The sequence below is a fragment of the Kitasatospora cheerisanensis KCTC 2395 genome (assembly GCF_000696185.1).
Lineage (GTDB): Bacteria > Actinomycetota > Actinomycetes > Streptomycetales > Streptomycetaceae > Kitasatospora > Kitasatospora cheerisanensis.
This window is the reverse complement of sequence record NZ_KK853997.1, coordinates 1,242,229-1,265,039: the sequence shown is the minus strand read 5'-3', so window position 1 is coordinate 1,265,039 and position 22,811 is coordinate 1,242,229. Positions and strand designations below refer to the sequence as shown.

Sequence of the window (22,811 nt, the reverse complement as noted above, 5' to 3'; positions counted from 1 at the left end):
CGGCACCCTGCTGTCGAACATCCTGGAGCTCGAAGGCACCATCCAGACCAGGGGCAGCGAACCCTCCGGCCCCTGGTGACGGAGGTAGGCTGAACGTTCCCAGCAGGACGGCGGAGGAGCAGCGGGATGCGGATCGAGGTGGTGCTGTTCGACCTCGACGGCACGCTGCTGGACCACGACGGCGCCGCCGAGGCCGCCGTGCTGGCCGGCGCCGCCGCCGAACTCGCCGGACAGCCGCTGGACCGGGACGGCGTGCTGCGGTTCTGGCGCGAACTGGAGCAGCGCGAGTACGACCGGTACCTGACCGGCGAACTGACGGTGCAGCAGATGCGCCGGGTCCGGGCGGCCGGCCTGGCCCGCCACCTCGGCCTGGGGGAGTGGCCCGACGAGCGGGCCGACGCCTGGTTCGCCGGCTACCTCCGCCGCTACCGCCGTTCCTGGCGGGCCTACCCCGAAGTGCCGCGCGCCGTACGGGAACTGGGCGCCGGCCGGCGGCTCGGCGTGATCACCAACGGCGAGGGCGACATGCAGCGGCAGAAGCTGCACGCCGTCGGCCTCGGCGCACTGGCCGCGCACACCACCACCGCCTCCGCCGAGGCCGGCTGCGCCAAACCCGACCCGGCGATCTTCCACCTGGCCTGCCGCGCCCTCGGCGTCGCCCCCGAACGCGCCGCCTACGTCGGCGACCGGCTGGACGTGGACGCGCAGGCCGCCACCGAGGCCGGCCTGCTCGGCATCTGGCTGGAGCGCGAGCCCACCGGCGCGAGCACCGCCGTCCCCCGGGTCCGCACGCTGACCGAGGTCGCCGCGCTGCTGGCCTGAACCCGTCCGGCGTGGTGCGGGCGGCCCGGGCCCAGCTCCGCGTACCGTCGGCCCGGAGGCTGACGGTTCGTCAGCGAAGCGACTGAGGGAGGCCGGTATGGACGCACGACGGCGGGTGGCAGTGCTGGTGGCGGAGGCGGGAACGACGCTGGCCGAACAGGCGGGCATCGACATCGCCGACCGGCCCGCGGAACTCTGGCAGCTGCTGATGCTCAGCAACCTGGTGTCGGCCCGCATCCAGGCCGACATCGCCGTCACCGGCACGGCCTCGCTGGTCGCGGCCGGCGCCGGCACCCCCGCCGGCACGCTGGAACTCGACTGGCAGCAGCGCAAGGACGCGCTGATCGCCGGCCGCTACCAGCACTTCGCCGACGGCACCGCCACCCGGCTCGGCGAGTGCGCCCGGCTCGCCCAGGACGAATACGGGGGCGACCTGCGAAAACTCGCCGCCGCCGCACAGGGGCGCCCCGAACGCACCCGGGCCCTGCTGCAGCGCTTCCCCGGCATCGGCCCGGCCGGCGCCGCCGCGTTCTGCCGCGAGGCCCAGGCCGTCTGGCCGCACCTGCGCCCCGCCGTGGACGCCCGCGCCCTCACCGGCGCCGAGCGCCTCGGGCTGCCCGCCGACCCGGCCGAACTGGCCGCCCTGGTCGACCCCGCCGACCTGCACCGGCTCGCCGACGCCCTGGTCCGGGCCGCCCTCGACCCCGCCATGGTCGAGCGGATCCTCGCCGACAGCGCGGAGACCGCACCGGTCTGACCCCGGACGCGCGGGCGCCCCCGCCCTGACGGTGGGCGGGGCGCTCGGTGCGGGGGCCGTCAGCCGCGGCCGAACAGGCGGTTCAGCCAGGAGCCGGAGGCGGCCTTGTCGGCCAGGGTGCAGGAGCAGCGCTGGGACTTGGGGATGCCCGCCAGGACCTGCTCGACGTGCATGCCGCAGCCGGCGTAGGAGGGCTTGTTGCAGGTCTTGCAGGTGACGCGACGACACATGGTGGTGGGTCCTTCCGGGGTGAGGGGGTGTCAGGAGTGCGAGAACGGAATGTTCGGGAGGATGCGGTCCAGCCAGCGCGGGGTGTGCCAGGCGGCCCGCCCGGTCAGCCGGAGCAGCACGGGCAGCAGCACCAGCCGGACCAGCGCGGCGTCCAGCAGCACGGCGACGCCGAGCACGATGCCCATCTCCTTGGGCGGCAGCGGGCCGGAGATGGCGAAGGTGAAGAACACCGCGACCATCACGGCGGCCGCCGCGAAGATCACCCGGCCGGAGTGGGCCAGCGCGCCGACCATCGCCTTGCGCGGGTCGCCGGTGCGCTCGTACTGCTCCTTCGCCGAGGCCAGCAGGAAGACGGTGTAGTCCATCGCGATCGCGAAGATCATCGCGAAGAAGAACACCGGCGCCCAGCCGTCCAGGAAGCCCTGCGGGGTGAAGCCCAGCAGGCCCGAGCCGTGGCCGTCCTGGAAGACCAGCCGGGCGACGCCGAAGGCCGCGCCGGTGGACAGCAGGCTGGCCGCGGTGCCGAGCGCCGCGATCAGCGGGGCGCGCAGCGCGAACAGCAGCAGCACGAAGCCGAGCACCATCACCACGCCGATCACCAGCGGGGTCTTCTCGGTCAGCAGGTGCTGCAGGTCGAGGTTCTCCACCGAGGCGCCGCCGACCAGGGTGTGGTCGGGCAGTTCGGCGCGCAGCGTGTCCACGGTGTGGCCGAGCTGCGGGTCGGACGGGTCGACGGACGGGACGGCCTGGATCATCGACCAGTCGGCGCCGTCCGCGGCGGGCATCGCGGGCATCACGCCGGCGATGCCGGGGGTGGCGGCGACGGTCTGCGCGGTGGCCGCGGCCTGGTCGGTGGGGGTGAGGATCTGCAGGGTGCCGGGGGCGCCGTCGCCGAACGCCTGCTGGACGGCGGTGTAGCCGGATCGGGCGCTGGCGTCCTCGGGCAGCACGTTGATCGACGGCATCGCGGTGCGCAGCCCGATCACCGGCGCGGCCAGCGCCAGCAGTGCGACCAGGGCGAGCGCGCCCCAGCGCAGCGGGTGCTTCCACAGCCGCTCGCCCCAGGCCCGGAACCGCGGCGAGGTCTGCGCCTCGCGCTTGGCCCACGGCAGCGACAGGGCGTCGACCCGGTGGCCGAGCCGGCCGAGCACGGCGGGCAGCAGGGTCAGGGTGGCGGCCAGCACGAACAGCACGGCCAGCATGATGCCGCCGGCCATCGAGCGGAACGCGGGGGACGGGACGAGCATCACGGCGGACAGGCTGACCAGCACGGTGGCGCCGGACAGCAGCACGGCCTTGCCGGCGGTGTCCATGGTCTCCGCGACGGCCCGTGAACTGTCGCTGCCCCGTTCGGACTTGGCGCGGGCGGCGCGGAAGCGGACGACCAGGAACAGCGCGTAGTCGATGCCCAGTGCGAGGGCGAACATCATGGCGAAGTTCATCGCCCAGATGGAGACCGGGAACAGGTGGCTGATCAGCACCAGCGAGCCCGCCGAGGCGGCCAGGCCGGCCATGGTGAGCAGCAGCGGCAGTCCGGCGGCGACCAGCGAGCCGAAGGCCAGCACCAGGATGGCCAGGGTCACCGGCCAGGACATGATCTCGGACTTCATCATCGCGTCGTGGTTGGCGGTGTTGAAGTCGCTCCACAGCACGGACGCGCCGGTCGCGGTGACGTCCACGCCGCCGCCGGACAGTGCGTGCAGCGGCTCCTTCAGATCGTCGGCGGCGCGCACCATGTCGTCCGGCGAGGCGGCGGCGCCGGCCAGCAGCACGGCGGTGCGGCCGTCCTGGCTGATCGTCGCGCCGGGCTGCGGCGGGACGACGGTGGAGATCCGGGAGTCGGCGGCGGCCAGCGCGGCGGCCCGGTCGACCACCTGCTGCACGGCGGGGTCGCCGACGGGGCGGTCGGCGGAGACCACGATCTGGATCGCGGAGGAGGCGTTGCCCGCGAAGTGCTCCTCGGCGAGGGTGCGGACCTTCACCGAGTCGGAGCCGTTGGCCTGCCAGCCCGCGCCGGACAGCGCGGAGGTGACCTGCGGGGCGAAGGCGCCGAGGCCGATCACCACGATCAGCCAGCCGGCCAGCACGGTCTTGAAGTGGTGGACCGACCAGAGGCCGAGGCGGCCGAGCAACCCGGGCCGGGGTGGAGCTGCGGCGGCCGGGGCGAGGGCGGCCGGCGCGGGGGCGGAGCGGTTCACGGGTGTTTCTCTCCAAGCGGGCGGGAGGTCCGCCGATCCAAGGGTAATACCTAGGGGGGTATATGCGGACGCAGGCGGGGGCCAGGGGGTGCGGCGAACGGGGGGCGTCCGGGGACGCCCCTGCCGGGGGTGGGGTCAGGCGGTCAGGGCGGCCATCGCGGCGCGCAGCTTCACGGCGGCCTGGTCGGCCACCTCGGCGAGCTCGGGCCGGCCGGTGAACTGCATCATCAGCTGCGGGTCCATGGCCTCGACCCGCACCGCGCCGTCCACGGCGCGCAGCACCACGTTGCACGGCAGCAGCAGGCCGACCCGGCGGTCCACCTCCAGCGCGCGGTGCGCGATCGGCGGGTTGCAGGCGCCGAGGACCAGGAAGTCCTCCAGCTCCACGCCGAGCTTGGCGCGCAGGGTCGCCGTCATGTCGATCTCGGTGAGGACGCCGAAGCCCTGCTCGGCGAGCGCCGCGCGGACCCGGTCGGCGGCGTCCGCGAACGGGATGCCGGTCAGTGTGGCGGTGAAGTCGTCGGTCATGTCGTCCCAAGCCTCTCCGGTCGATACCCCCCTGGGTATTTCAGCGTACGTCGGTTGGAACCCGGCCGGTGGGAGGTCCATTCCCGGGCGCGGCGGGTGACCTCCGTCTCAGTGCCGGCCGGCCCGCCGCCGGCGCGGGTCAGCCGCCGTAGCGGTGGCGCAGGTTCGGGTCGTCCAGCCACCACGGGCGCTCGCCCGCCGGAGGCTCCTCGCCGTGCGCGGCGGCGACCGTGCGGGCCTGCTCGGCGGCGTCCAGTGCCGCGTCCACGGCCGCGGTCTCGGCCCGGCCGGTGACGATCAGGCGGCGGATCAGCGCCGCCAGGAACGGCACGCCGACCAGGTCGCCGAGGATCCAGATCGCGTTGCCGCCGACGAACTGGTCCCGGGCGAGCGACGGGCCCCAGTCGCGGGCCAGCGAGGCGTAGTACGGCTCGGCGACCACGTGGCCGCCGTACAGCAGGACCAGGGCGAGCGCCGCGTCGAACACCACCTCGACGAAGCCGATCACCACGCCGATCAGCAGCGGGTACGCGTGCGCCACCGGGTCCAGTTGCAGCCGCGGCCAGAAGTACAGCAGGCCGAGCAGCACCAGCAGCAGGTGGAAGCCGATGTTCCCGGCGGTGCTGGAAAGCGTTTTCCCGTACCACGGCGTGAAGTACAGCAGCCACGGCGGGGCGATCAGCAGCACCGTGGAGACCAGCGGGAACATCAGCACCCGGGAGACCCGCCCGCCGAGCGCCGCCCGCAGCCGCGCGCGGCCCGCCGCCGGCAGGTTGTCCGCCAGCAGCGACACCGGGGCGCCGAGCGCCAGCAGCAGCGGGACCAGCATCAGCAGCAGCACCAGCTGCACGGCCCGGTCGGTGAACAGCACCCGCTCGTACGCGCCGAGGCCCGAGCAGGTGGTCCACACCCACACCGCCAGGCCGCCCAGGAACGCCGCCGTGCGGTACCAGGGCCAGCCGCCGCGGCGGCGCGCACCGACCAGGTAGCCGCCCGCCAGCAGCACGGTGAGCGCGGCGACCGCCGGCTCCAGGGTCCAGGTGTCGGCCAGTGCCGACCAGTGCCAGGGGACGGCCGCGGAGTGTGGCATGGGGGTGGCTCTCCTTCGGACGGGATCCGGCCGCGCCGCCCGCCGGTGGAACCGGTGGCGGGCACCCGGCGTCGTCGCAGCGTCGGGTCCGTGCGAGGATCCGACCACAAAGTTCTACACGCATGTAGAAACCGCCGAGTTGGGGGGCCCGGTTGACATTCGCCGCGCGCAGCGCGGGCCGGCGTCACGCCGCGCACCGCCGGAACGTCGAACTGGGCCTGCTGGCCCTCGCGGTGACGGTGTGTCTGGCCGGCTGGGGATCCGCCGGCCTGGCCCTGCGCGGCTCCCTGCCGCCCGGCCTGCTGCCCTACGGCGCCGGCCTGACCGCCCTCACCCTCGTCCTGCACCTCGCGGTGCGCCGGTTCGCCCCGTACGCCGACCCGCTGATCCTGGCGCTCGCGGTGCTGTTCACCGGCTTCGGCCTGGTGCTGCTGGACCGGCTCGACCACTCGTACGCGATCTGGCACGCCGCCAAGGGCGACTGGCAGAAGATCCCCGCCGCGCCCAGCCAGGTGCAGTGGACGGTGATCGCCACGGCCGTCGCCGTGGTGCTGCTGGTCGTGGTCAAGCACCACCGGCTGCTGCAGAAGTACGTCTACCTGACCATGACGGGCGCGATGATCCTGCTGGCCGCGCCCGCGTTCTTCCCCGGCGACGTGCTGGGCGCCAAGCGCTGGATCCGGATCGGCGGACTCTCCTTCGAACCCGACGAGTTCGTCAAGGTCGCCATCGCGGTGTTCTTCGCCGGCTACCTGACCGCCAACCGGGACGCGCTCGCGCTCACCGGCCGCAAGGTGTGGGGCCTGCAACTGCCGCGCGGCCGCAACCTCGGCCCGGTGCTGGCGATCTGGGTGGTCAGCCTGCTGGTGCTGGTCTTCGAACGCGACCTCGGCACCTCGTTGATCTTCTTCGGGGTGTTCGTGGTGATGCTCTACACCGCCACCGAACGCACCGGCTGGGTGCTGATCGGCCTGCTGATGGCCGTCGTCGGCGCGGCCGTGGTCGGCGACCTGGAGCCGCACGTGCACGGCCGGGTCGCCGCCTGGCTGCACCCGCTGGACTACTACGAGCCGGTGCACGACCCCGCGATCGTCTCCGAGCAGCCCGCGCAGGCGCTGTTCAGCCTCGGCAGCGGCCACCTGCTCGGCAGCGGACTCGGCCAGGGCCGGCCGTTCCTGATCGGGTTCGCCGGGCGCAGCGACTTCATCTTCACCACCATCGGCGAGGAGCTCGGCCTGGCCGGCGGCATGGCCGTCCTGCTGCTGTACGGCCTGTTCGTGCAGCGCGCCCTGCGGACCGCCGTCGCCGTCACCGACCCGTTCGGCAAGCTGCTCGCCACCGGCCTGGCCTCCGCCGTCGCGCTCCAGGTGTTCGTGGTCGTCGGCGGCGTCTCCGGGCTGATCCCGCTCACCGGCAAGGCGCTGCCGTTCCTCGCCGCCGGCGGCTCCTCGCTGACCGCGAACTGGCTGCTCACGGCCGTGCTGATCAAGCTCTCCGACGCGGCCGGCCGGGCCGAGCTGGAACCCGCTCCGCCGCCGGGGCGGAGCGGGCGCGGGCCGGCCCAGGCCCGCTGGGCGTAGCGCTCTCTAGGCGTAGCGCTCCAGCAGGGCCTGGAGGTAGTCCTCCAGCCGGGCGGCCACCAGCCGGGGCGTCAGGTCGGTGCGGCCCAGCTCCCGCCAGGGGGCGGCGACCTTCTCCGCGTCCGGGGCGAAGGCCAGCGCGTCCAGCAGCCGCCAGTACAGGTGCGCGGCGGGGTCCTCGGCCGGGGCGCCGCCCGCCGCGACGTAGCGGTCGACGAACTCCATGCCGGCCGGGACGCCGTGCAGCAGGGCCAGCGCGGTCGAGCAGTGCGCGACGTCCAGGTCGGCCGGGCCCCAGGAGGTCTCCACCCAGTCGACGACGCCGCTGATCCGCAGCTCCGCGCCCTCCCCGTCGAACAGGACGTTCCCCGGGTGGAAGTCCCGGTGCAGGAAGCACGGCCGGTGGGCGGGGGGCTCGCGGCGGATGACGTCCACCGCGCGCCGCCACAGCCCGGGGCGCCCGGTCGCCTCCGGCACCCGCACCCGCTCGGGCCCGGTCCACGCCTGGTAGGCCCGCGGCCGGCTCTGCTCGTCGACCTGCACCCGGTGGATGTCCAGCAGTTGACGGGCCAGCAGGTCGGCGCGCCGGTCCGCCCCGAGGTCGGCCAGCCGGACCGTCCCGGGCAGCAGGGTCATCAGCAGCGAGGGGTGGTCGCAGTGCTCCGCCGTGGCGTCGACCGCCAGCGGCCGGGCGGCCGGCACGCCCGCGCCGGCGAGCAGGTCCTGGACCCGCGCCTCGCGGGTCAGCAGGCCCTCGGCGTGCTGGACGAAGAACTCGTCCACGAAGGAGCGCAGCACCAGCGAGCGCTTTCCGTCCGGGCCCGAGACGTCCAGGCGGCGCATCTGCGAGGTCCACCCTCCGCGCAGGCGCTCCGCGTTCTCGATCCGCTCCGACGGGGGGAGGGCCCGCTCCGCCCAGGCCCGGGTCGCCGCCCAGCTCGCGCCGTCGACGTCCTCGGTGTCCGCACTCCGGTTCATGGGGAGCAGACTACGCGTCAACTCCCGGACGGCCGCAGGGCGGTGAGGGAGGCGACGGCCAGCGCGGCGGCGCGCGCGGTGGTCGGCCCGTACGGGGCGCCCGACTCCAGCGCGGTGACCGCGGCGTTCACCAGGCCCTGGATCAGCTGTGCGGTGAACTCCGGGGTGTCGTCGCCGAGTTCGGCGAGCGCCGCGACCAGCGGGGTGAGCAGCTCGCGGTGCGCGTCACCGGCGGCCGCGCGGAGCGCGGCGGCGTCCCGGTCGCCGGCCAGTGCGCGGGCGATCCGGTGCTCGCCGTCGCGGACCAGCTCGCACTGGGCGCGGACGTACGCGGCGACCCGCTGCTCGGGGGTGGTCGCGGCGGCCATCGCGGCGGCGATCCGCTCGGTCCAGCGCGGCGCGGACTCCCGCACCACCGCCGAGAGCAGGTCGGCGCGGTCCGCGAAGTACTTGTAGACGCTGTTGCGCGCCAGGCCGGCCTCGCGGGCGACCGCCGCGAAGGTGACCGCGGCGCCGCCCTCGCTCTCCAGCAGCGCACGGGCGGCCGCGACCAGGGCCCGGCGCTGCTGGGCGCGGTGGTCGGCGACCGTGGCGGCACTGATCTTCGGCACCCCGACAGTCTAGGAGCGCCGCCACCCCAGGTTGGGGACGCCGCGTCGCCATGTTCTATCTTGGGGACGCACTGTCCCCATCTTGTCCCCCGTCGGAAGGAGCACGGTGTACCTCGCCCTGCTCGAACTCAAGGCCGCCCGCGGCCGCTTCCTGCTCATGGGCTGCGTCGTCCTGCTGGTCGCCGCCCTGGTCGGAATCGTCTCCGGGTTCACCACCGGACTCGGCGACGACACCGTCTCCGCCCTCCGCCGCCTGCCCGCCACCCACCTGGCGTTCTCCCCGGACGCCAAGTCCGACCAGTTCGCCCGCAGCCTCGTCCCCGCCGACACCCTCACCGGCTGGCAGCAGCGCCCCGGCGTCCGGGCCACCCCGCTCGGCGTCGCCATCACCCGCGGCACCACCGACCGGCACACCGAGGTCGACCTCGCCGCGTTCGGCGTCGAACCCGGCTCCTTCCTCGACCCCGGCGCGGCGGAAGGCCAACGCCTCGGCGGCGAGGACCAGTTGGTGATCTCCCGGAAGCTCGCCGACGAGGGCGTCGCGATCGGCGACACCCTCACCGTCGACCGGCTCGGCATCGCCCTCAAGGTCACCGGCATCACCGACCGCGCCTCCTACGGCCACGTCCCGGCCGGGTACACCACCCTCGGCACCTGGCAGCGGATCCGCTTCACCACCCCCGGCGCGAAGACGCCCGCCGCCGAACTCCCGCAGCAGTACAGCGCGATCGCCCTGCGGGCCGCCTCCGCCGCCGACCTCGCCGCCGCCGACCGCGAGCTCGGCACCCGGACCGTCGCCCTCACCGACGCGTACGCCGCCGCGCCCGGCTACACCGGCGAACGCGTCACCATGACGTCCATCCAGTTCTTCCTGTACCTGATCGCCCCGCTGGTGGTCGGCGCGTTCTTCGGCGTCTGGACCGTCCAGCGGCAGCCCGAACTCGCCCTGCTCCGCGCGATGGGCGCCTCCCGGCGCCGGCTCCTCGGACACACCCTCGCCCAAGCCGCGGCCGTCGTCCTCGGCGGCACCCTGGCCGGCGCGGCCCTCGCCTCCGCCGTCGGACTGCTGGTCGGCGCCGAAGTCCCGTTCAGCCTCCCCGCGTCCACCCTCACCACCACCATGGGCGCCGTCGCCCTCGCCGCCCTCGCCGGCGCCGCCCTCACCCTCCGACGGGTCGCCACCGCCGACCCGATGACCATGCTGGGAGCCGGACGATGACCTCACTCACCCTGCGCGGCATCACCGTCTCGCTCGGCCACGGCGACGCCAGGACACCCGTGCTGCGGAACGTCGACGCGGCCTGCCGGCCCGGCGTCCTCACCGCCCTGGTCGGGCCCTCGGGCTCCGGCAAGTCCACCCTGCTCGCCGTCGCCGGCGCCCTGCTCAGGCCCGACAGCGGCCAAGTGCTGCTCGGCGGAACCGACTTGGCCGCGCTGGGCGACGGCGAACGGGCCAGGGCCCGGCGCGAACGGATCGGCTACATGTTCCAGAGCGGCAACCTGCTCGGCGGCCTCACCGCCGTGGAACAACTGCTCGCGGCGGCCTCCGTCGCGGGCCGCCCCGCCGGGCGGCTGCGCGCCGCGGCGGAGGCGGCGCTCACCGAGGTCGGCCTCGGGCACCGGCTCCGCCACCGCGCCGACCGGCTCTCCGGCGGCGAGCGGCAGCGCGTCGCGCTCGCCCGGGCCCTCTTCCTCGAACCCGAGCTCCTCCTCATCGACGAACCCACCGCCGCCGTCGACCGCGAACAGGCCGGCGCCCTCACCGAGTTGATCGCCCGCACCGCGACCGCCCGTGGCTGCGCGGCGCTGGTGGCGACCCACGACCCGGTGGTGGTGGACGCGGCGGGGGCGACGATCTCGATGTGAGGGCGAACAGCGCTACTGCTCGTGCGAACGGGGCCGGTGCGCCGTCGGTCAGTGCGGGATACCGGCGATGATCTCCCGCGCGCCCTGGCGGAGGAGTTCGGCGGCGACGCGGGCGCCGAGGACGGCAGGGTCGCCCTGGTGCTCGTCCCACATCATCGCGTTGGCGAACTTGCTGCCCTCGCGGTCGAACACCATGCCGCGCAGCGACATCTGTCCGTCTGCCTCGGTGGTGCAGTATGCGGCGATGGGACTGTTGCAGTGGCCGCGCAGGTTGTGCAGCAAGACGCGCTCCGCGGTCACCTCCCGCTGTGTCCTCGGGTGATTGATCTTCTCCAGCAGCGCCGCCGTGGCGTGGTCCTCCTGGCGGCACTCCAGCCCGAGGACGCCCGCGCCGACGGCGGGCAGCATCTCGTCCATGCCGAGCACGTAGCCGGACCGCTCGATGCCGAGCCGGGCGAGTCCGGCAACGGCGAGGATCATGCCGTCCGCGTGGACGTCGATCTTCTTCACGCCGTCCAGCTTCTCCAGCAGGCTGCCGATCGCGCCGCGCACCCGCACCACCTTGAGATCGGGGCGGGCCCGCAGGATCTGCGCCTTGCGGCGGACGGCCGACGACAGGATGACCGCGCCCGGCGGGAGGTCGGCCAGCGTGCGGTACTCGGACCCCTCGGGGAACAGCAGCACGTCCCGTACGTCCGGCCGTTCCATGTACGCGGCGAAGACCAGGCCCTTGGGCAATGGCACGTCGCCGGGCACGTCCTTCACGCAGTGGACGGCCATGTCCACCGCACCCGCTTGCAGCATGGCGTCAATCTGCTTGGTGTACAGGCCCTTGCCGCCGAGCTGCGCAAGGTCGCCCTGCCACAGGTCGGCCTCCGTGGTCACGGGCACCACCTCGGGCACCAGGTCGGGGACGTGCTCCCGAAGTGCCGCAATCACCATGTCCACCTGCGCGAGGGCGAGCGGCGAACTACGGGTGCCGATCCGCAGCGTCCTGGCGGGGTACTCGGCCGTCGTCATGGCGGGCCGTCCTCTCGGTTCGGGTCTCTTGATAGGTAACGCTTCCGGGCCACTGGAGAGGCGCCCGGATCCGGGCAGCAACCGAGGGGTGGAGCAGTCGGCGGGCGTCATCCGGACCGGCCCAGCGCCACGCCGTCAACTCTCCTGACTGCAATGCGATTTGATCAGTGTCAGCGCTGCTGAGCATCGGCCCGGACCACAGGAACACGATTCGGTTCCTGGCGCCCTCGCGGCGGCCCTGGGCCCACTCGATCCCCAATAGGTCATCGGACAACAGGTGGAGTTCCAGGCCGAGTTCTTCCCGCGTCTCGCGGCGAACGGCGTCGAGCGGGGATTCCCCTATCTCCACCACGCCGCCGGGAAGGTGCCACGTGCCGATCCCGGCTGCCTGCACGATCAGCAGGCGCGACGCGGGGTCGGTGCACAGCACGTAGGACGTCACGGGGTGTCCGGGGGCTCTGCTCATCTCACTCCCTCGGATCGAACGGACATGCCCGCCTCGGCCGGAGAGGTGGCAACGGCCGGGGCGGGAGGTGGGAGCGCGTTACGCCGCGCTCTTGTCGTCGCCGTCGGGCTCGGATGCGGGGCGCGTCTTGTCGTATAACGCCTGATGCAACTCCCGGCGGCCGCACGCTTGTTTGTTCTGGTTCTCGCTGGCCTTCTGGTCCACCTTGTTCGTGGTGGCCTGCTTGGTGCGCTGGCCTCGAATACCCATTGAGGTCCTTCACAGAGTCGTGACCGGGTGGGCCCCGCCCCGGTCGAGTGATGGAGTGCCGCCGAATTGGCGCTCGACCGGGACAGGGAGACGGGAGGGGCCGCCCCGGTCCGATCTGCCGGGGAACCGGGACGGCCTGGTGCGCCCCTTCGGGCACACCCTTCCTGCCGGGATCTGGACCGGCAGGGCCTCGAAGCGCGGTGGTCGCCCCGGAAGATCAGGGGCAGTCGGTCGTAGTTCGGCGTCGCGGTGCTGCGCGCCGCCGGCGCTGCCACCCCTCCACCCAATCCGGGCCGAACGCGCCGCCGATCATGGCGAGCGCCAGGGCGACGAAGAACGCCACCCATCGGCGACCGTCGTTCGGCGCCGCCAGTGCGAGCCCGAGCACCACGCCCGACGGCACCGCGCACACCCCGAGCACCAGCACGCCCGTCACCAGCGTCACCCGGGTCATTCCGGCTCCGTCTCGGGCACCGCCACCATCGGCACGTCCGCGATCATGCGGAACGACCGGCGGTCCGGGTGGCGCATCATGTGCACGCACGCCCAACCCTGCACCTCTGCAAGGCCGTTGAGTTCGACGGAAACGGCCACACACCGGGTGCCGTCCTCGTCCTCACCCTGGCAGACCAGAGTGTAGATCGGCGGGTCGACGTCGCTGCCGGAGTCCGGGACCAGCTCGGCCAGGATGACGGGCGCCGGAACCGCGCCCGTCACGCCGCCGACTCCGACCGGTGCGGGCACTTCGGCCGGGAGCACCGGCGCGGGCCGGCCGACCGGCCGCCGAGCACCAACCCGTGCCTTGATCTCCGGGTCGTAGTCGTCCATCGGGCTGCGACCGGCGGCCTGCGTTTCTGCCGCCTGGTGACGAACCGCCATACCCTCGGGCACCGCCCTTGCACCGCCCGCCTCTGCCGCCATTGGTAGCTCCTCCCGCCAAGTAGCACCAAGATCTGGCAGCCACTCAGGACGGTGAAACCTCCCGCAAAGGACACTTCAGAACGTCCCATGCGCGGTAGAACGTCCCTACACGGGTCCGGGTCGTGCGGGGAGACAAGCGGAATGCCGAACGAGAGACTGAAAGCTGTTATGGCGTCGGGCGGTTGGACGTGCTCCGCCCTGGCGGAGAGAGCCGGCGTGGACACCAAGTCGGTCGAACGATGGGCCAATCAAAACCGGACACCCCGACTGAGAGCGGCCCGTCTGGCCGGCGAGGCACTGGGAGCGGACATGTTCGACTTGTGGCCGAGCCTGCGGCAACCACGTGCTGCCAGGGCGATAAGCCCCGAGCTGGTGGCGCTCTACGAGCAGCGTGCCGACCTGCCCGTGTCCGTGTTCGTGGAACTGATGGAGCGTGCCACGGAGCGCATCGACGTGCTGGTCTACGCCGCGGTCTTCCTTCACGAGGCGTATCCACGCCTGAACGACCTACTTCGGGAGCGCGCTGCCGAAGGGTGCGCGGTCCGGATCGCACTTGGCGACCCCGACAGCGAGAACGTGAGGCAACGTGGGGAAGAAGAGAAGTTCGGTCACGGTATCGAATCCCGTTGCAGGCTCGCTCTCCTGCACTACCGACCACTGCTCGGCACGCCGGGGATCGAGATCCGCACCCACGGAACCACGCTCTACAACAGCCTCTACCGGGCAGACGACCAAGTGTTGGTGAACGCGCACGTATGGGGAGCCAATGCTTTCGCGGCCCCTGTCTGGCATCTGCGGCGGACCGGCGCGGGCAAGCTGTTCGACACCTACGCTGCCAGCTTCGACGCAGTATGGAACGCCGCCCTGCCAGTGGAGGAGAGCTGATCACATGGCACGTACCGAGTTCTACGACGACCCCGACGCACCCAAGCCGAACAGGTTGGTGGTGGCGGCATCCGCAGTGGTGACCGACAGTGAGGGGCGCGTCCTGCTCCAGCGGCGGACCGACAACGGCCTGTACGCGCTGCCGGGTGGCGCCATGGATCTCGGCGAGTCGCTTCCGGGAACAGCCGTCCGGGAGGTCCGTGAGGAGACCGGCCTCGATGTGGAGATCACCGGGCTGGTCGGCACGTACACCGATCCCCGCCACGTGATCGCCTACTCGGACGGCGAGGTGCGGCAGCAGTTCAACGTCTGCTTTACCGCGCGCATCACGGGTGGGACGCTCCGAATCTCTGACGAGTCGACCGATCTCCAGTTCGTAGCACCAAGCGGCTTCGCAGACCTGCCGATGCACCACACCCAGCGGCTCAGACTTCAGCATTTCCTGGAGAAGCGAGCAACTCCTTATCTCGGGTAACAGGCACCAACAACGAAATCCCCGCCCCGGCCACCCGGCGAGGGGAGGGCAGGGCGGGGCGGGTATCCGGTCCAGACGTCGGATTCGTCGCCCGACTCCGGTGGCTCAGCGGCAGGCCGGATTCTCGGAAAGAGACCCCACCTGGCATGGGCAAGCAAGTCACTCTCCGCAAGAATGGCTTTATTAGCCATCAGGGTTTTCCCTCCCTGCCGGTCTTTTGGCCCCGGGAGGAGAGTCACCCCCCTGGGCATCACCGCAGGTCAGGGCCTCGGACGGGCTTGACGCGCTCGCTCGCCCAGCCTCCGGGCTGGTGCTGTGCCGTCTCGCGGTTGTGACAATGCATACAGAGCGGGCGGAGACGGTGCCAAGCGTCCGGATCGGCGACGCCTCGGGCCGTGCCGGGCGTCGTACCCGCGCCACCCGCAGTTTGAACTTCGTTACCGGGAAGGCTGCTGCTGCTCAAAGTCCCCACGCTGCGGTGGGAGTGGGACGATCTCCCGTCGCTGAAAATGGTCACACTGGTTGGGGAGGCCAGAGATTCCCCGTTGCTGAAGTTCTCCACGTAAGTAAGAGAGGGGGACGATTGCTTTCCGCTGGTCAGGGGCGCGGGTGTGGTCGACCCGGGGCTCACTCCAGAGGTGTGGACCCGAATCACTCGGCGGGCGCGGTTCCCCGCGCGCCTGGTGGCGCAGCTCAACTGCTACCGCGGGTTGCGCTCCGTCGCCCGGTCGCTCGCGGAGGCGTCGAGCATGGCGACGCGGTCGACGACCTTGACGCGTTCGCGGCCCTGGGACTGGCCGAGGGCCTTCTCGTGGGCGTCGAGCCGGTGCCAGCCCTCCCAGGTGGTGAAGTCGACGCCGCGGGAGCGGAGGAAGTCGATCACGGCGGATTCGGCGGGCTCGGCGGCGGGCCGGAGCGCGCCGGCCGCGTGGTCGGCGACGAGGCAGGCGACGGTCTCGTTGGCGTCGCCCTTGGTGTGGCCGATCAGGCCGACGGGGCCGCGCTTGACCCAGCCGGTGACGTAGACGGACGGGAGGTGGGCGCCGTTCTCCTGGACCCGGCCCGCCTCGTGCGGAACCGTCGCGGAGAGGGCGTCGAACGGCAGTTTCGGCAGCTCGTCGGAGCGGTAGCCGACCGCGCGGTACACGGCCTGGACGGGCCACTCGCGGAAGGCGCCGGTGCCGACGGTGTTGCCGGTGCCGTCGAGTTCGGTGCGCTCGGTGCGCAGGGCGACGACGCGGCCGTCCTCGCCGAGGATCTCGACGGGGTTCTCGAAGAAGTGCAGGTGGATGCGGTGCGGCCGGTCGCCGATGTCGCGGATCGCCCAGTTCTCGAGGGTCGAAGCGACCATGTCGGCCTGCTTGTTGGCACGCCGGGTGGCTATCGAGGCGTCGTCGTAGTCGATGTCCTCGGGGTCGACGACGACCTCGATGGTGGGGGAGTGGTCGAGCTCGCGCAGCTCCATCGGGGAGAACTTGGCCTGCGCCGGGCCGCGCCGGCCGAACACGTGGACCTCGACGGCGCGGTTGGCGGCCAGGCCGGCGTGCACGTTCGGCGGGATCTCGGTGGTCAGGAGCTCGTCCGCGGTCTTGGCGAGCACCCGGGCGACGTCGAGCGCGACGTTGCCGACGCCGAGGACGGCGACCTGCTCGGCCTCCAGCGGCCACTCGCGCGGGACTTCGGGGTGGCCGTCGTACCAGGAGACGAAGTCGGCGGCGCCGTAGGAGCCGTCGAGTTCGATGCCGGGGATGCTCAGGTCGCGGTCGGCCTCGGCGCCGGTGGCGAACACCAGGGCGTCGTAGAAGCGGTGGAGCTCGTCCAGGGAGAGGTCGCCGGGGTAGTCGACGTTGCCGAGCAGCCGGACCTGCGGCTTGTCCAGGACCTGGTGCAGCGCGGTGACGATGCCCTTGATCCGGGGGTGGTCGGGGGCGACGCCGTAGCGGATCAGGCCGAAGGGGGCGGGCAGCCGCTCGATCAGGTCGATGGAGACACCGGGGGCGGTGGCCAGCTCGGACTTCAGCAGCGCGTCGGCGGCGTAGATCCCGGCGGGGCCGGCACCGACGATGGCCACCCGGACGGGGCGGGACATGGGCAGGTACTCCTGTTCGGCTCTGGGCGCGTACCGCCAGCCTTCCGGCGGACGGACGCGCCCGGTACGGTGCTCCGGCTTATGTCGTCATAAGTCGAAGCTATGACCCCTCAAAGTTCCGCCTATGCGGCGTTCCCGTGCCTTCCAGCATGCACGAGTCCCCGGCCCCTCCCGGCGGACCGGCGGATCACTCGTAGCGCAGCCGCAGCGACTCCTCCTCCGCGGCCACGATGTGATCCAGCGTCAGCGACGGGTCGCCCACGTGGGAGAGGGTGATCTCGGCCGAGCTGGGCGTCGCGTCGGCGGGCAGCCACTGCGCGGGACGCCAGGCCGAGCCGCGCAGGAAGGCCTTCGGGCAGTGCCCGTACACCTCGTCCGCGGACACCACGATCGCGGTGCGCGGCGGCTTGCCGACCGGGGTCAGCCGCTCCAGCAGTCGCGGGTCCGCGCTGACGCAGGCCCGGCCGTTGACGCGCAGCGTCGCCTCCCGGCCGGGAACGACGAACAGCAGTCCGGCCTTGCCGGTCGCGGCGATGTTGTGCAGCGAGTCGAGCCGCCGGTTGCCGGTGGCGTCGGGGACGGCGAGGGTCCGTTCGTCCAGCACCGCGACGAAGCCGGGCGGGCCGCCGCGCGGGGTGGCGTCGCAGTTGCCGTCGGCGTCGGCGGTGGAGACGAAGACCAGCGAGGAGCAGCCGATGAACCGGCGCGCCGCGTCGTGCAGGTGGTCGACCTGCTTGCGCTGCACCAGCGGGCTCGGCTGCTCGTACAACTCGCGCAGCCGGGCCGGGTCGTGGATCGCCTCCGCGGCGAGGGCATCGAAGATCACGCGGCCCGACCCTACCCGCGCTCACCGCCCCGGCGGGCAGCGGGATCGCACCTCGCTGAATTCTCGGCCCTGTCAGACCTGGAGCGGAACGGCGTGCACCTCGTCCGCCGGGTGCCCGGTGCGCTCGTGCACGCGCTGGACGGCTTCCCGGGACGGGCCGGAGGACAGGCAGTACACGGTGCCGGAGTCGGGGTCGGCCCAGGCCTGCCGGAACTCCACACCCTCCTCGGCCTGCACCGCGAGGTCCGCCTCGTGCGCGGCCTTCAACTGCTCGGCGGTGATGCCGGCCATCCCGTGGTGGACGTCCATGAAGATCGCCATCGCTGCTCAACTCCTCGGCCGGGAGCCCCCGTACGGGAGCCCGCTCCCCTCCACCCTGCGACCGCCGCGTGAAGCAGGCCACAGGACGCGTCCTTGCCATCGGAGCGGATGCGCGTGCAACAATGCTGGTGCAGTAGCAGTGACGTTCAGCGCACTCCGGGGTCGGTGAAATTCCGAGCCGGCGGTTACAGTCCGCGACCCGTCCGCAGCCAGCGGCCGGTTGACCAGGTGAAATTCCTGGACCGACGGTTAAAGTCCGGATGGGAGGCGTGCGCGCGGACAGGTGTGTTCACACCACGGCCCACCCGAGGGCCGGGGTGCGGAAGCACGGCATTCCGGCAGCGGAACCCGTGCCACGACCGTTCGGTCGGGGCTTCGCGGGGGCGCTCCCGGCACGCCGCGTCCGCAGTCAACTCCCGATCGCCGCCCCGGAGTCCGCGCCCCAAGCGCGAGGAGAACCCGGGTGTTCACCGGCATCATCGAAGAGCTCGGCGAGGTCGTCTCCATCGAGGAGATCGGCGAATCCTCGCGAATCCGCCTGCGCGGCCCGCTGGTCACCGCGGACGCCCGCCACGGCGACTCCATCGCGGTCAACGGCGTCTGCCTGACCGTGCTCGACGACAACGACCGACTCGCGGAACGCGACGGCGAGTTCAGCGCCGACGTGATGCGCGAGACGCTCCAGCGCTCCAGCCTCGGCGCGCTCCGCCCCGGCTCCCGGGTCAACCTGGAGAGGGCGATGGCGCTCGGCGCCCGGCTCGGCGGCCACCTGGTCCAGGGCCACGTCGACGCCACCGGCACCCTGCTCTCCCGCGCCCCGGGCGACCTCGACGCGGACGGGAATCCGCGCTGGGAGGTGCTGCGTTTCAGCCTGCCGCAGCCGATCTCCCGCTACCTGGTGGAGAAGGGGTCGATCACCGTGGACGGAGTGAGCCTCACCGTCGTCGAGGCGGCCCACGACACCTTCACCGTCTCGCTGATCCCCGCCACCCTCGCGCTGACCACGCTCGGCGCGAAGGCCGTCGGCGACCCCGTCAACCTGGAGGTGGACGTGCTCGCCAAGTACGTGGAGCGGCTGCTCGACACCCGTGCCCTGCCCGACACCCTGGGGGAGTCCAAGTGAGCGTGATGACCGACAGCTTCACCGCCTTCGGCGAGCAGGTGAAGATCGCCGACATGGTCGGCAACCTGATAGGCCTCGGCGCCCTCGCGCTCGGCTGGCGCCGCTCGGTGCTCACCTGGCCCGCCCAACTGCTGGCCGGCGCCGTGCTGATCACCGCGTACCTCGGCGCCCAGATGCCCGGACTGATCGGCAAGCAGGTGATCGTCATCGTCACCGCGCTCTGGGGCTGGACCCAGTGGAACCGCGGCCGCCGCGACACCGGCGAGGTCACCGTCCGGTTCGCCTCCTGGACCCAGCGGGCCGTGCTGGTGCTCGCCCTCGCGGCCGGCACCGCCGCCGTCGCCGCGCTGTTCGCCGCCTACCCGAAGCTGTCCTGGAACCCGCTGCTGGACGCGTACATCTTCACCGGCACGCTCGCCGCGATGTACGCCCAGGCCCGCGGCTGGGTGGAGTTCTGGTTCGCCTGGATCGCCGTCGACGTGATCAGCGTGCCGTACAGCTACGCCCACGGCTACGTGTTCTCCGCGCTCACCTTCAGCATCTACTTCGTCCTGGTGCTGGCCGGCCTGGTCAGCTGGTGGACGAAGGCCCGCACCGTCCGAACCGCCCCGCGCGCCCAGGGAGTTGCCGCATGAGCTCCGACCGGTCCGAAGAACCGCCCGCCGCCGGCGAGCCGCTGGCCCTCGACCCGGTGGAACGCGCGATCGCCGACATCGGGCTCGGCCGCGCCGTGATCGTGGTCGACGACGAGAACCGCGAGAACGAGGGCGACATCGTGTTCGCCGCGTCCGCCGCCACCCCCGAACTGATGGCCTTCACCGTCCGGTACAGCTCCGGCGTGATCTGCGCCCCGATGACCGGCGCCGAGCTCGACCGGCTCAAACTGCCGCCGATGACGCAGGTCAACGAGGACCGCAAGGGCACCGCCTACGCCGTGTCGGTGGACGCCCGCGACGGCGTCGACACCGGCATCTCCGCCGCCGACCGGGCCCGCACCGTCAAGCTGCTGGCCTCGGCCGGCACCGAGCCCGGCGACCTCACCCGGCCCGGCCACGTCTTCCCGCTGCGCGCCGTCGACGGCGGCGTGCTGGTCCGCCCCGGCCACACCGAGGCCGCCGTCGACCTGGCCCGGCTGGCCGGCCTCGCCCCCGCCGGGGCGATCGCCGAAGTGGTCAACGACGACGGCACCATGGCCCGGCTGCCCGAACTGCACGCCTTCGCCCGCCGGCACGGCCTGGCGATCATCTCCATCGAGGACCTGATCGCCTACCGGCGCCGCACCGAACTGCACGTCGACCGCGCCGCCGTCACCGGACTGCCCACCGCCCACGGCGAGTTCACCGCCGTCGGCTACCGCGGCACCATCGACGGCGTCGAGCACCTGGCCCTGGTGGCCGGCGGCCTCGGCGCCGACGGCAGGCTCCCCGACGGCGAGGACGTGCTGGTGCGGGTGCACTCCGAGTGCCTGACCGGCGACGTGTTCGGCTCGCTGCGCTGCGACTGCGGCCCGCAGTTGCAGGCCTCGCTGCGCGCCGTCGCCGACGCGGGCCGCGGCGTGGTGCTGTACCTGCGCGGCCACGAGGGCCGCGGCATCGGCCTGGCCCACAAGCTGCGCGCGTACGAACTCCAGGAGCAGGGCCGCGACACCGTCGACGCCAACCTCGACCAGGGGCTGCCGGCCGACGCCCGCGACTACTCGATCGGCGCGCAGATGCTCGCCGACCTCGGGGTGCGCTCGCTCACCCTGCTCTCCAACAACCCGGCGAAGCAGGCCGCGCTCACCGAGCACGGCCTGAAGGTCGCCGCCCGCCGCCCGCTGCCCACCGCGGCCGGCGCCCACAACCTGCGCTACCTGCGCACCAAGCGCGACCGGATGGGCCACGACCTGCCGTGGCTCGACGACGACGCCAAGTAGCCACCCCCGCAAGCGTTCCGACGCACCGTCGAAAGAGGATCGAGCCATGGCCGGCCACGGAGCCCCCGTCCTGTCCCCGAAGAACTGCGCCGACCTGCGGGTCGCGGTGATCGCCGCGCAGTGGCACGAGCAGGTGATGAACGGACTGCTGGACGGCGCGCACCGCGCGCTGAAGGAACTCGGGATCGAGGAGCCGACCGTGGTCCGCGTCCCCGGCACCTTCGAACTGCCGGTCGCGGCGAAGCAGTTGGCCAGCCGCGGGTACGACGCCGTGGTGGCGCTCGGCGTGGTGGTGCGCGGCGGCACCCCGCACTTCGACTACGTCTGCCAGGGCGCGACGCTCGGCCTGACCCAGGTGTCGGTGGACACCGGCGTCCCGGTCGGCTTCGGCGTGCTCACCTGCGACACCGAGCAGCAGGCGCTGGACCGGGCCGGGCTGCCCGGCTCCGCCGAGGACAAGGGCCACGAGGCGGTCACCGCCGCCGTCGCCACCGCCGCCGCGCTGCGCGAGGTCTCCGAGCCCTGGCGCTGAGCCGCGCCGCGCCGGGCCCGCGGGCCCGGCGCCGGTCGGACGACCGCACCGCGGACGGGCCGCCGGATGTCCAGCGGACTGTCCACGGTGCGGAACCGTTTACCGCCCGTCCGTCCGCACCCCGTAAGGTGAGGTCATCATGGCTTCCAAGACATTCGAGGAGCTCTTCACCGAGCTCCAGCAGAAGGCCGCCACCGGCGACCCCACGACCTCCCGCACCGCCCAGCTCGTGCAGCAGGGCGTTCATGCCATCGGCAAGAAGGTCGTCGAGGAGGCCGCCGAGGTCTGGATGGCCGCCGAGTACCAGTCGCCCGAGGAGGCGGCGGAGGAGATCTCCCAGCTCCTGTACCACGTCCAGGTGATGATGGTCGCTCGCGGACTGACGCTCGAAGACGTCTACAAGTACCTGTAATTCCACCCCGTACCGCACAACCGACGAAGGGCCCGCCTCTCATGCTCCGCATCGCCGTCCCCAACAAGGGTTCGCTCTCGGGTCCCGCGGCGGAGATGCTCCATGAGGCCGGCTACCGGCAGCGCAAGGACGCCAAGGAACTCGTCCTGGTCGACCCGGACAACCAGGTCGAGTTCTTCTTCCTCCGCCCGCGCGACATCGCCGTCTACGTCGGCTCCGGCCGCCTCGACGTCGGCATCACCGGCCGCGACCTGCTGCTCGACTCCGCCTCGGACGCCGAGGAGGTGCTCGCGCTCGGCTTCGCCGCCTCCACCTTCCGGTTCGCCAAGCCGGTCGGCGCCGAGATCTCCTCCGTGCAGGACCTCGACGGGCTGCGCATCGCCACCTCCTACACCGGGCTGGTCGAGCAGCACCTCGCCGAGCACGGCGTGAAGGCCACCGTCACCAAGCTGGACGGCGCGGTCGAGACCGCCGTGCACCTGGGCGTCGCCGAGGTCATCGCCGACGTGGTGGAGACCGGCACCAGCCTGCGCAACGCCGGCCTGGAGGTGTTCGGCGAGCCGATCCTGATCTCGGACGCCGTGGTGATCCGCCCCAAGGGCGCCGGCGAGGACCCGGCGGTCGAGCAGTTCCTGCGCCGCCTGCAGGGCGTGCTGGTGGCCCGCCGCTACGTGCTGATGGACTACGACATCCGGGCCGAGAAGGTCGGCGCGGCCGTCGCGCTCACCCCCGGCCTGGAGTCGCCGACCGTGTCGCCGCTGCACACCGAGGGCTGGGTCGCGGTCCGCTCCATGGTGCTCCGCAAGGAGGCCCAGCGGATCATGGACGACCTCTGGTCGATCGGCGCCCGCGCCATCCTGGTCACCAACATCCACGCCTGCCGCCTCTGACCCTCCGTCAGAACGGGGGCCGCCCG

27 protein-coding genes and 1 riboswitch are annotated in these 22,811 nt (G+C 72.6%); of the genes, 13 read left to right on the top strand and 14 right to left on the bottom strand.

Translation table 11 applies throughout. The features are described 5' to 3' along the window. Positions 1-126 precede the first annotated feature (126 nt). On the top strand, positions 127-822 hold the full coding sequence (locus KCH_RS05600; RefSeq protein WP_035859672.1) for an HAD family hydrolase: 696 nt from the start codon (positions 127-129) through the stop codon (positions 820-822). Between the two features lie 97 nt (positions 823-919). Further along, positions 920-1,579: an HhH-GDP family DNA glycosylase gene (locus KCH_RS05595; protein WP_035859669.1), complete on the top strand. Its 660-nt coding sequence runs from the start codon at positions 920-922 to the stop codon at positions 1,577-1,579. 59 nt (positions 1,580-1,638) lie between these two features. Here the strand turns inward: KCH_RS05595 and KCH_RS42320 are convergent, their stop codons facing one another. The 4 genes from KCH_RS42320 to KCH_RS05580 all read right to left on the bottom strand — a co-directional run bounded on the left by KCH_RS42320 (position 1,639) and on the right by KCH_RS05580 (position 5,626). Continuing rightward, positions 1,639-1,809, bottom strand: coding sequence for a hypothetical protein (locus KCH_RS42320; protein ID WP_167574006.1), 171 nt, complete (start codon positions 1,807-1,809; stop codon positions 1,639-1,641). A 30-nt stretch (positions 1,810-1,839) separates the two neighbouring features. Next, a complete protein-coding gene (locus tag KCH_RS05590) occupies positions 1,840-4,008 on the bottom strand; it encodes an MMPL family transporter (RefSeq protein WP_035859665.1) in 2,169 nt (722 codons plus the stop codon). Positions 4,009-4,143: 135 nt separating this feature from the next. Continuing rightward, positions 4,144-4,536 (bottom strand): DUF302 domain-containing protein, encoded by a 393-nt coding sequence (locus tag KCH_RS05585; RefSeq protein WP_035859662.1) that lies wholly within the window; start codon positions 4,534-4,536, stop codon positions 4,144-4,146. Positions 4,537-4,675: 139 nt separating this feature from the next. After that, positions 4,676-5,626 (bottom strand): cytochrome c oxidase assembly protein, encoded by a 951-nt coding sequence (locus tag KCH_RS05580; protein WP_035859658.1) that lies wholly within the window; start codon positions 5,624-5,626, stop codon positions 4,676-4,678. 152 nt (positions 5,627-5,778) lie between these two features. On the opposite strand from KCH_RS05580, the gene KCH_RS05575 reads away from it, so the two are divergent. Beyond that, on the top strand, positions 5,779-7,206 hold the full coding sequence (locus tag KCH_RS05575) for an FtsW/RodA/SpoVE family cell cycle protein (protein ID WP_051652771.1): 1,428 nt from the start codon (positions 5,779-5,781) through the stop codon (positions 7,204-7,206). A gap of 6 nt (positions 7,207-7,212) precedes the next feature. Here the strand turns inward: KCH_RS05575 and KCH_RS05570 are convergent, their stop codons facing one another. Together KCH_RS05570 and KCH_RS05565 are read right to left on the bottom strand one after the other, a co-directional pair. Then, positions 7,213-8,184 carry a phosphotransferase family protein gene (locus tag KCH_RS05570; RefSeq protein ID WP_035859655.1) on the bottom strand — a complete coding sequence of 324 codons (972 nt, stop codon included), beginning with the start codon at positions 8,182-8,184 and terminating at the stop codon, positions 7,213-7,215. A 17-nt stretch (positions 8,185-8,201) separates the two neighbouring features. Further along, the gene (locus KCH_RS05565) at positions 8,202-8,795 is read right to left on the bottom strand and encodes a TetR/AcrR family transcriptional regulator (protein WP_035859652.1); all 594 of its coding nucleotides are present in this window, start codon (positions 8,793-8,795) and stop codon (positions 8,202-8,204) included. A 106-nt stretch (positions 8,796-8,901) separates the two neighbouring features. Between KCH_RS05565 and KCH_RS05560 the strand changes: the two genes are divergently transcribed. Further along, on the top strand, positions 8,902-10,014 hold the full coding sequence (locus KCH_RS05560; protein WP_035859650.1) for an ABC transporter permease: 1,113 nt from the start codon (positions 8,902-8,904) through the stop codon (positions 10,012-10,014). Further along, complete coding sequence (locus KCH_RS05555; protein ID WP_035859648.1) at positions 10,011-10,661, top strand: ABC transporter ATP-binding protein; 651 nt, start codon at positions 10,011-10,013, stop codon at positions 10,659-10,661. The genes KCH_RS05560 and KCH_RS05555 overlap by 4 nt, the downstream gene beginning before the upstream one ends. Before the next feature lie 48 nt (positions 10,662-10,709). On the opposite strand, the gene hemC is transcribed toward KCH_RS05555, so the two are convergent. From hemC to KCH_RS05535, 5 genes are all read right to left on the bottom strand, one after another. Beyond that, complete coding sequence (gene hemC, locus KCH_RS05550) at positions 10,710-11,681, bottom strand: hydroxymethylbilane synthase (RefSeq protein ID WP_035859645.1); 972 nt, start codon at positions 11,679-11,681, stop codon at positions 10,710-10,712. Next, on the bottom strand, positions 11,632-12,123 hold the full coding sequence (locus KCH_RS36865; protein WP_051652770.1) for an NUDIX domain-containing protein: 492 nt from the start codon (positions 12,121-12,123) through the stop codon (positions 11,632-11,634). Before KCH_RS36865 ends, hemC begins: the two co-directional genes overlap by 50 nt. Before the next feature lie 102 nt (positions 12,124-12,225). After that, a complete protein-coding gene (locus KCH_RS40975; protein WP_157031908.1) occupies positions 12,226-12,396 on the bottom strand; it encodes a hypothetical protein in 171 nt (56 codons plus the stop codon). Between the two features lie 217 nt (positions 12,397-12,613). Continuing rightward, on the bottom strand, positions 12,614-12,850 hold the full coding sequence (locus tag KCH_RS05540) for a hypothetical protein (RefSeq protein WP_035859640.1): 237 nt from the start codon (positions 12,848-12,850) through the stop codon (positions 12,614-12,616). Continuing rightward, the gene (locus KCH_RS05535; protein WP_035859637.1) at positions 12,847-13,317 is read right to left on the bottom strand and encodes a DUF7848 domain-containing protein; all 471 of its coding nucleotides are present in this window, start codon (positions 13,315-13,317) and stop codon (positions 12,847-12,849) included. The genes KCH_RS05540 and KCH_RS05535 overlap by 4 nt, the downstream gene beginning before the upstream one ends. Positions 13,318-13,458: 141 nt before the next feature. Here KCH_RS05535 and KCH_RS05530 point away from each other — a divergent pair, with 141 nt between their 5' ends. Together KCH_RS05530 and KCH_RS05525 are read left to right on the top strand one after the other, a co-directional pair. Beyond that, positions 13,459-14,202 carry a helix-turn-helix transcriptional regulator gene (locus tag KCH_RS05530; RefSeq protein WP_035859632.1) on the top strand — a complete coding sequence of 248 codons (744 nt, stop codon included), beginning with the start codon at positions 13,459-13,461 and terminating at the stop codon, positions 14,200-14,202. 4 nt (positions 14,203-14,206) lie between these two features. Beyond that, entirely contained in the window at positions 14,207-14,677 is a 471-nt protein-coding gene (locus KCH_RS05525; protein ID WP_030458344.1) for an NUDIX domain-containing protein, read from the top strand. Positions 14,678-15,377: 700 nt separating this feature from the next. Here KCH_RS05525 and KCH_RS05520 read toward each other — a convergent pair. From KCH_RS05520 to KCH_RS05510, 3 genes are all read right to left on the bottom strand, one after another. After that, a complete protein-coding gene (locus KCH_RS05520) occupies positions 15,378-16,766 on the bottom strand; it encodes an FAD-dependent oxidoreductase (RefSeq protein ID WP_035859628.1) in 1,389 nt (462 codons plus the stop codon). Positions 16,767-16,953: 187 nt separating this feature from the next. After that, the gene (locus KCH_RS05515; protein WP_035859624.1) at positions 16,954-17,592 is read right to left on the bottom strand and encodes an MSMEG_1061 family FMN-dependent PPOX-type flavoprotein; all 639 of its coding nucleotides are present in this window, start codon (positions 17,590-17,592) and stop codon (positions 16,954-16,956) included. A 72-nt stretch (positions 17,593-17,664) separates the two neighbouring features. Continuing rightward, positions 17,665-17,913: an SCO4226 family nickel-binding protein gene (locus KCH_RS05510; RefSeq protein WP_035859620.1), complete on the bottom strand. Its 249-nt coding sequence runs from the start codon at positions 17,911-17,913 to the stop codon at positions 17,665-17,667. A gap of 148 nt (positions 17,914-18,061) precedes the next feature. Continuing rightward, a riboswitch (FMN riboswitch) is annotated at positions 18,062-18,189 on the top strand. A 187-nt stretch (positions 18,190-18,376) separates the two neighbouring features. On the opposite strand from KCH_RS05510, the gene KCH_RS05505 reads away from it, so the two are divergent. From KCH_RS05505 to hisG, 6 genes are all read left to right on the top strand, one after another. After that, entirely contained in the window at positions 18,377-19,036 is a 660-nt protein-coding gene (locus tag KCH_RS05505) for a riboflavin synthase (protein ID WP_035859619.1), read from the top strand. A 5-nt stretch (positions 19,037-19,041) separates the two neighbouring features. Further along, positions 19,042-19,671: a nicotinamide mononucleotide transporter family protein gene (locus tag KCH_RS05500; protein ID WP_035870850.1), complete on the top strand. Its 630-nt coding sequence runs from the start codon at positions 19,042-19,044 to the stop codon at positions 19,669-19,671. Continuing rightward, complete coding sequence (locus KCH_RS05495; protein WP_035859617.1) at positions 19,668-20,951, top strand: bifunctional 3,4-dihydroxy-2-butanone-4-phosphate synthase/GTP cyclohydrolase II; 1,284 nt, start codon at positions 19,668-19,670, stop codon at positions 20,949-20,951. The genes KCH_RS05500 and KCH_RS05495 overlap by 4 nt, the downstream gene beginning before the upstream one ends. A gap of 46 nt (positions 20,952-20,997) precedes the next feature. After that, the gene (ribH, locus tag KCH_RS05490) at positions 20,998-21,483 is read left to right on the top strand and encodes a 6,7-dimethyl-8-ribityllumazine synthase (RefSeq protein ID WP_035859614.1); all 486 of its coding nucleotides are present in this window, start codon (positions 20,998-21,000) and stop codon (positions 21,481-21,483) included. A gap of 139 nt (positions 21,484-21,622) precedes the next feature. After that, on the top strand, positions 21,623-21,895 hold the full coding sequence (locus tag KCH_RS05485) for a phosphoribosyl-ATP diphosphatase (RefSeq protein WP_035859611.1): 273 nt from the start codon (positions 21,623-21,625) through the stop codon (positions 21,893-21,895). A gap of 41 nt (positions 21,896-21,936) precedes the next feature. Further along, the gene (hisG, locus tag KCH_RS05480; protein ID WP_035859609.1) at positions 21,937-22,785 is read left to right on the top strand and encodes an ATP phosphoribosyltransferase; all 849 of its coding nucleotides are present in this window, start codon (positions 21,937-21,939) and stop codon (positions 22,783-22,785) included. Positions 22,786-22,811: the final 26 nt, after the last annotated feature.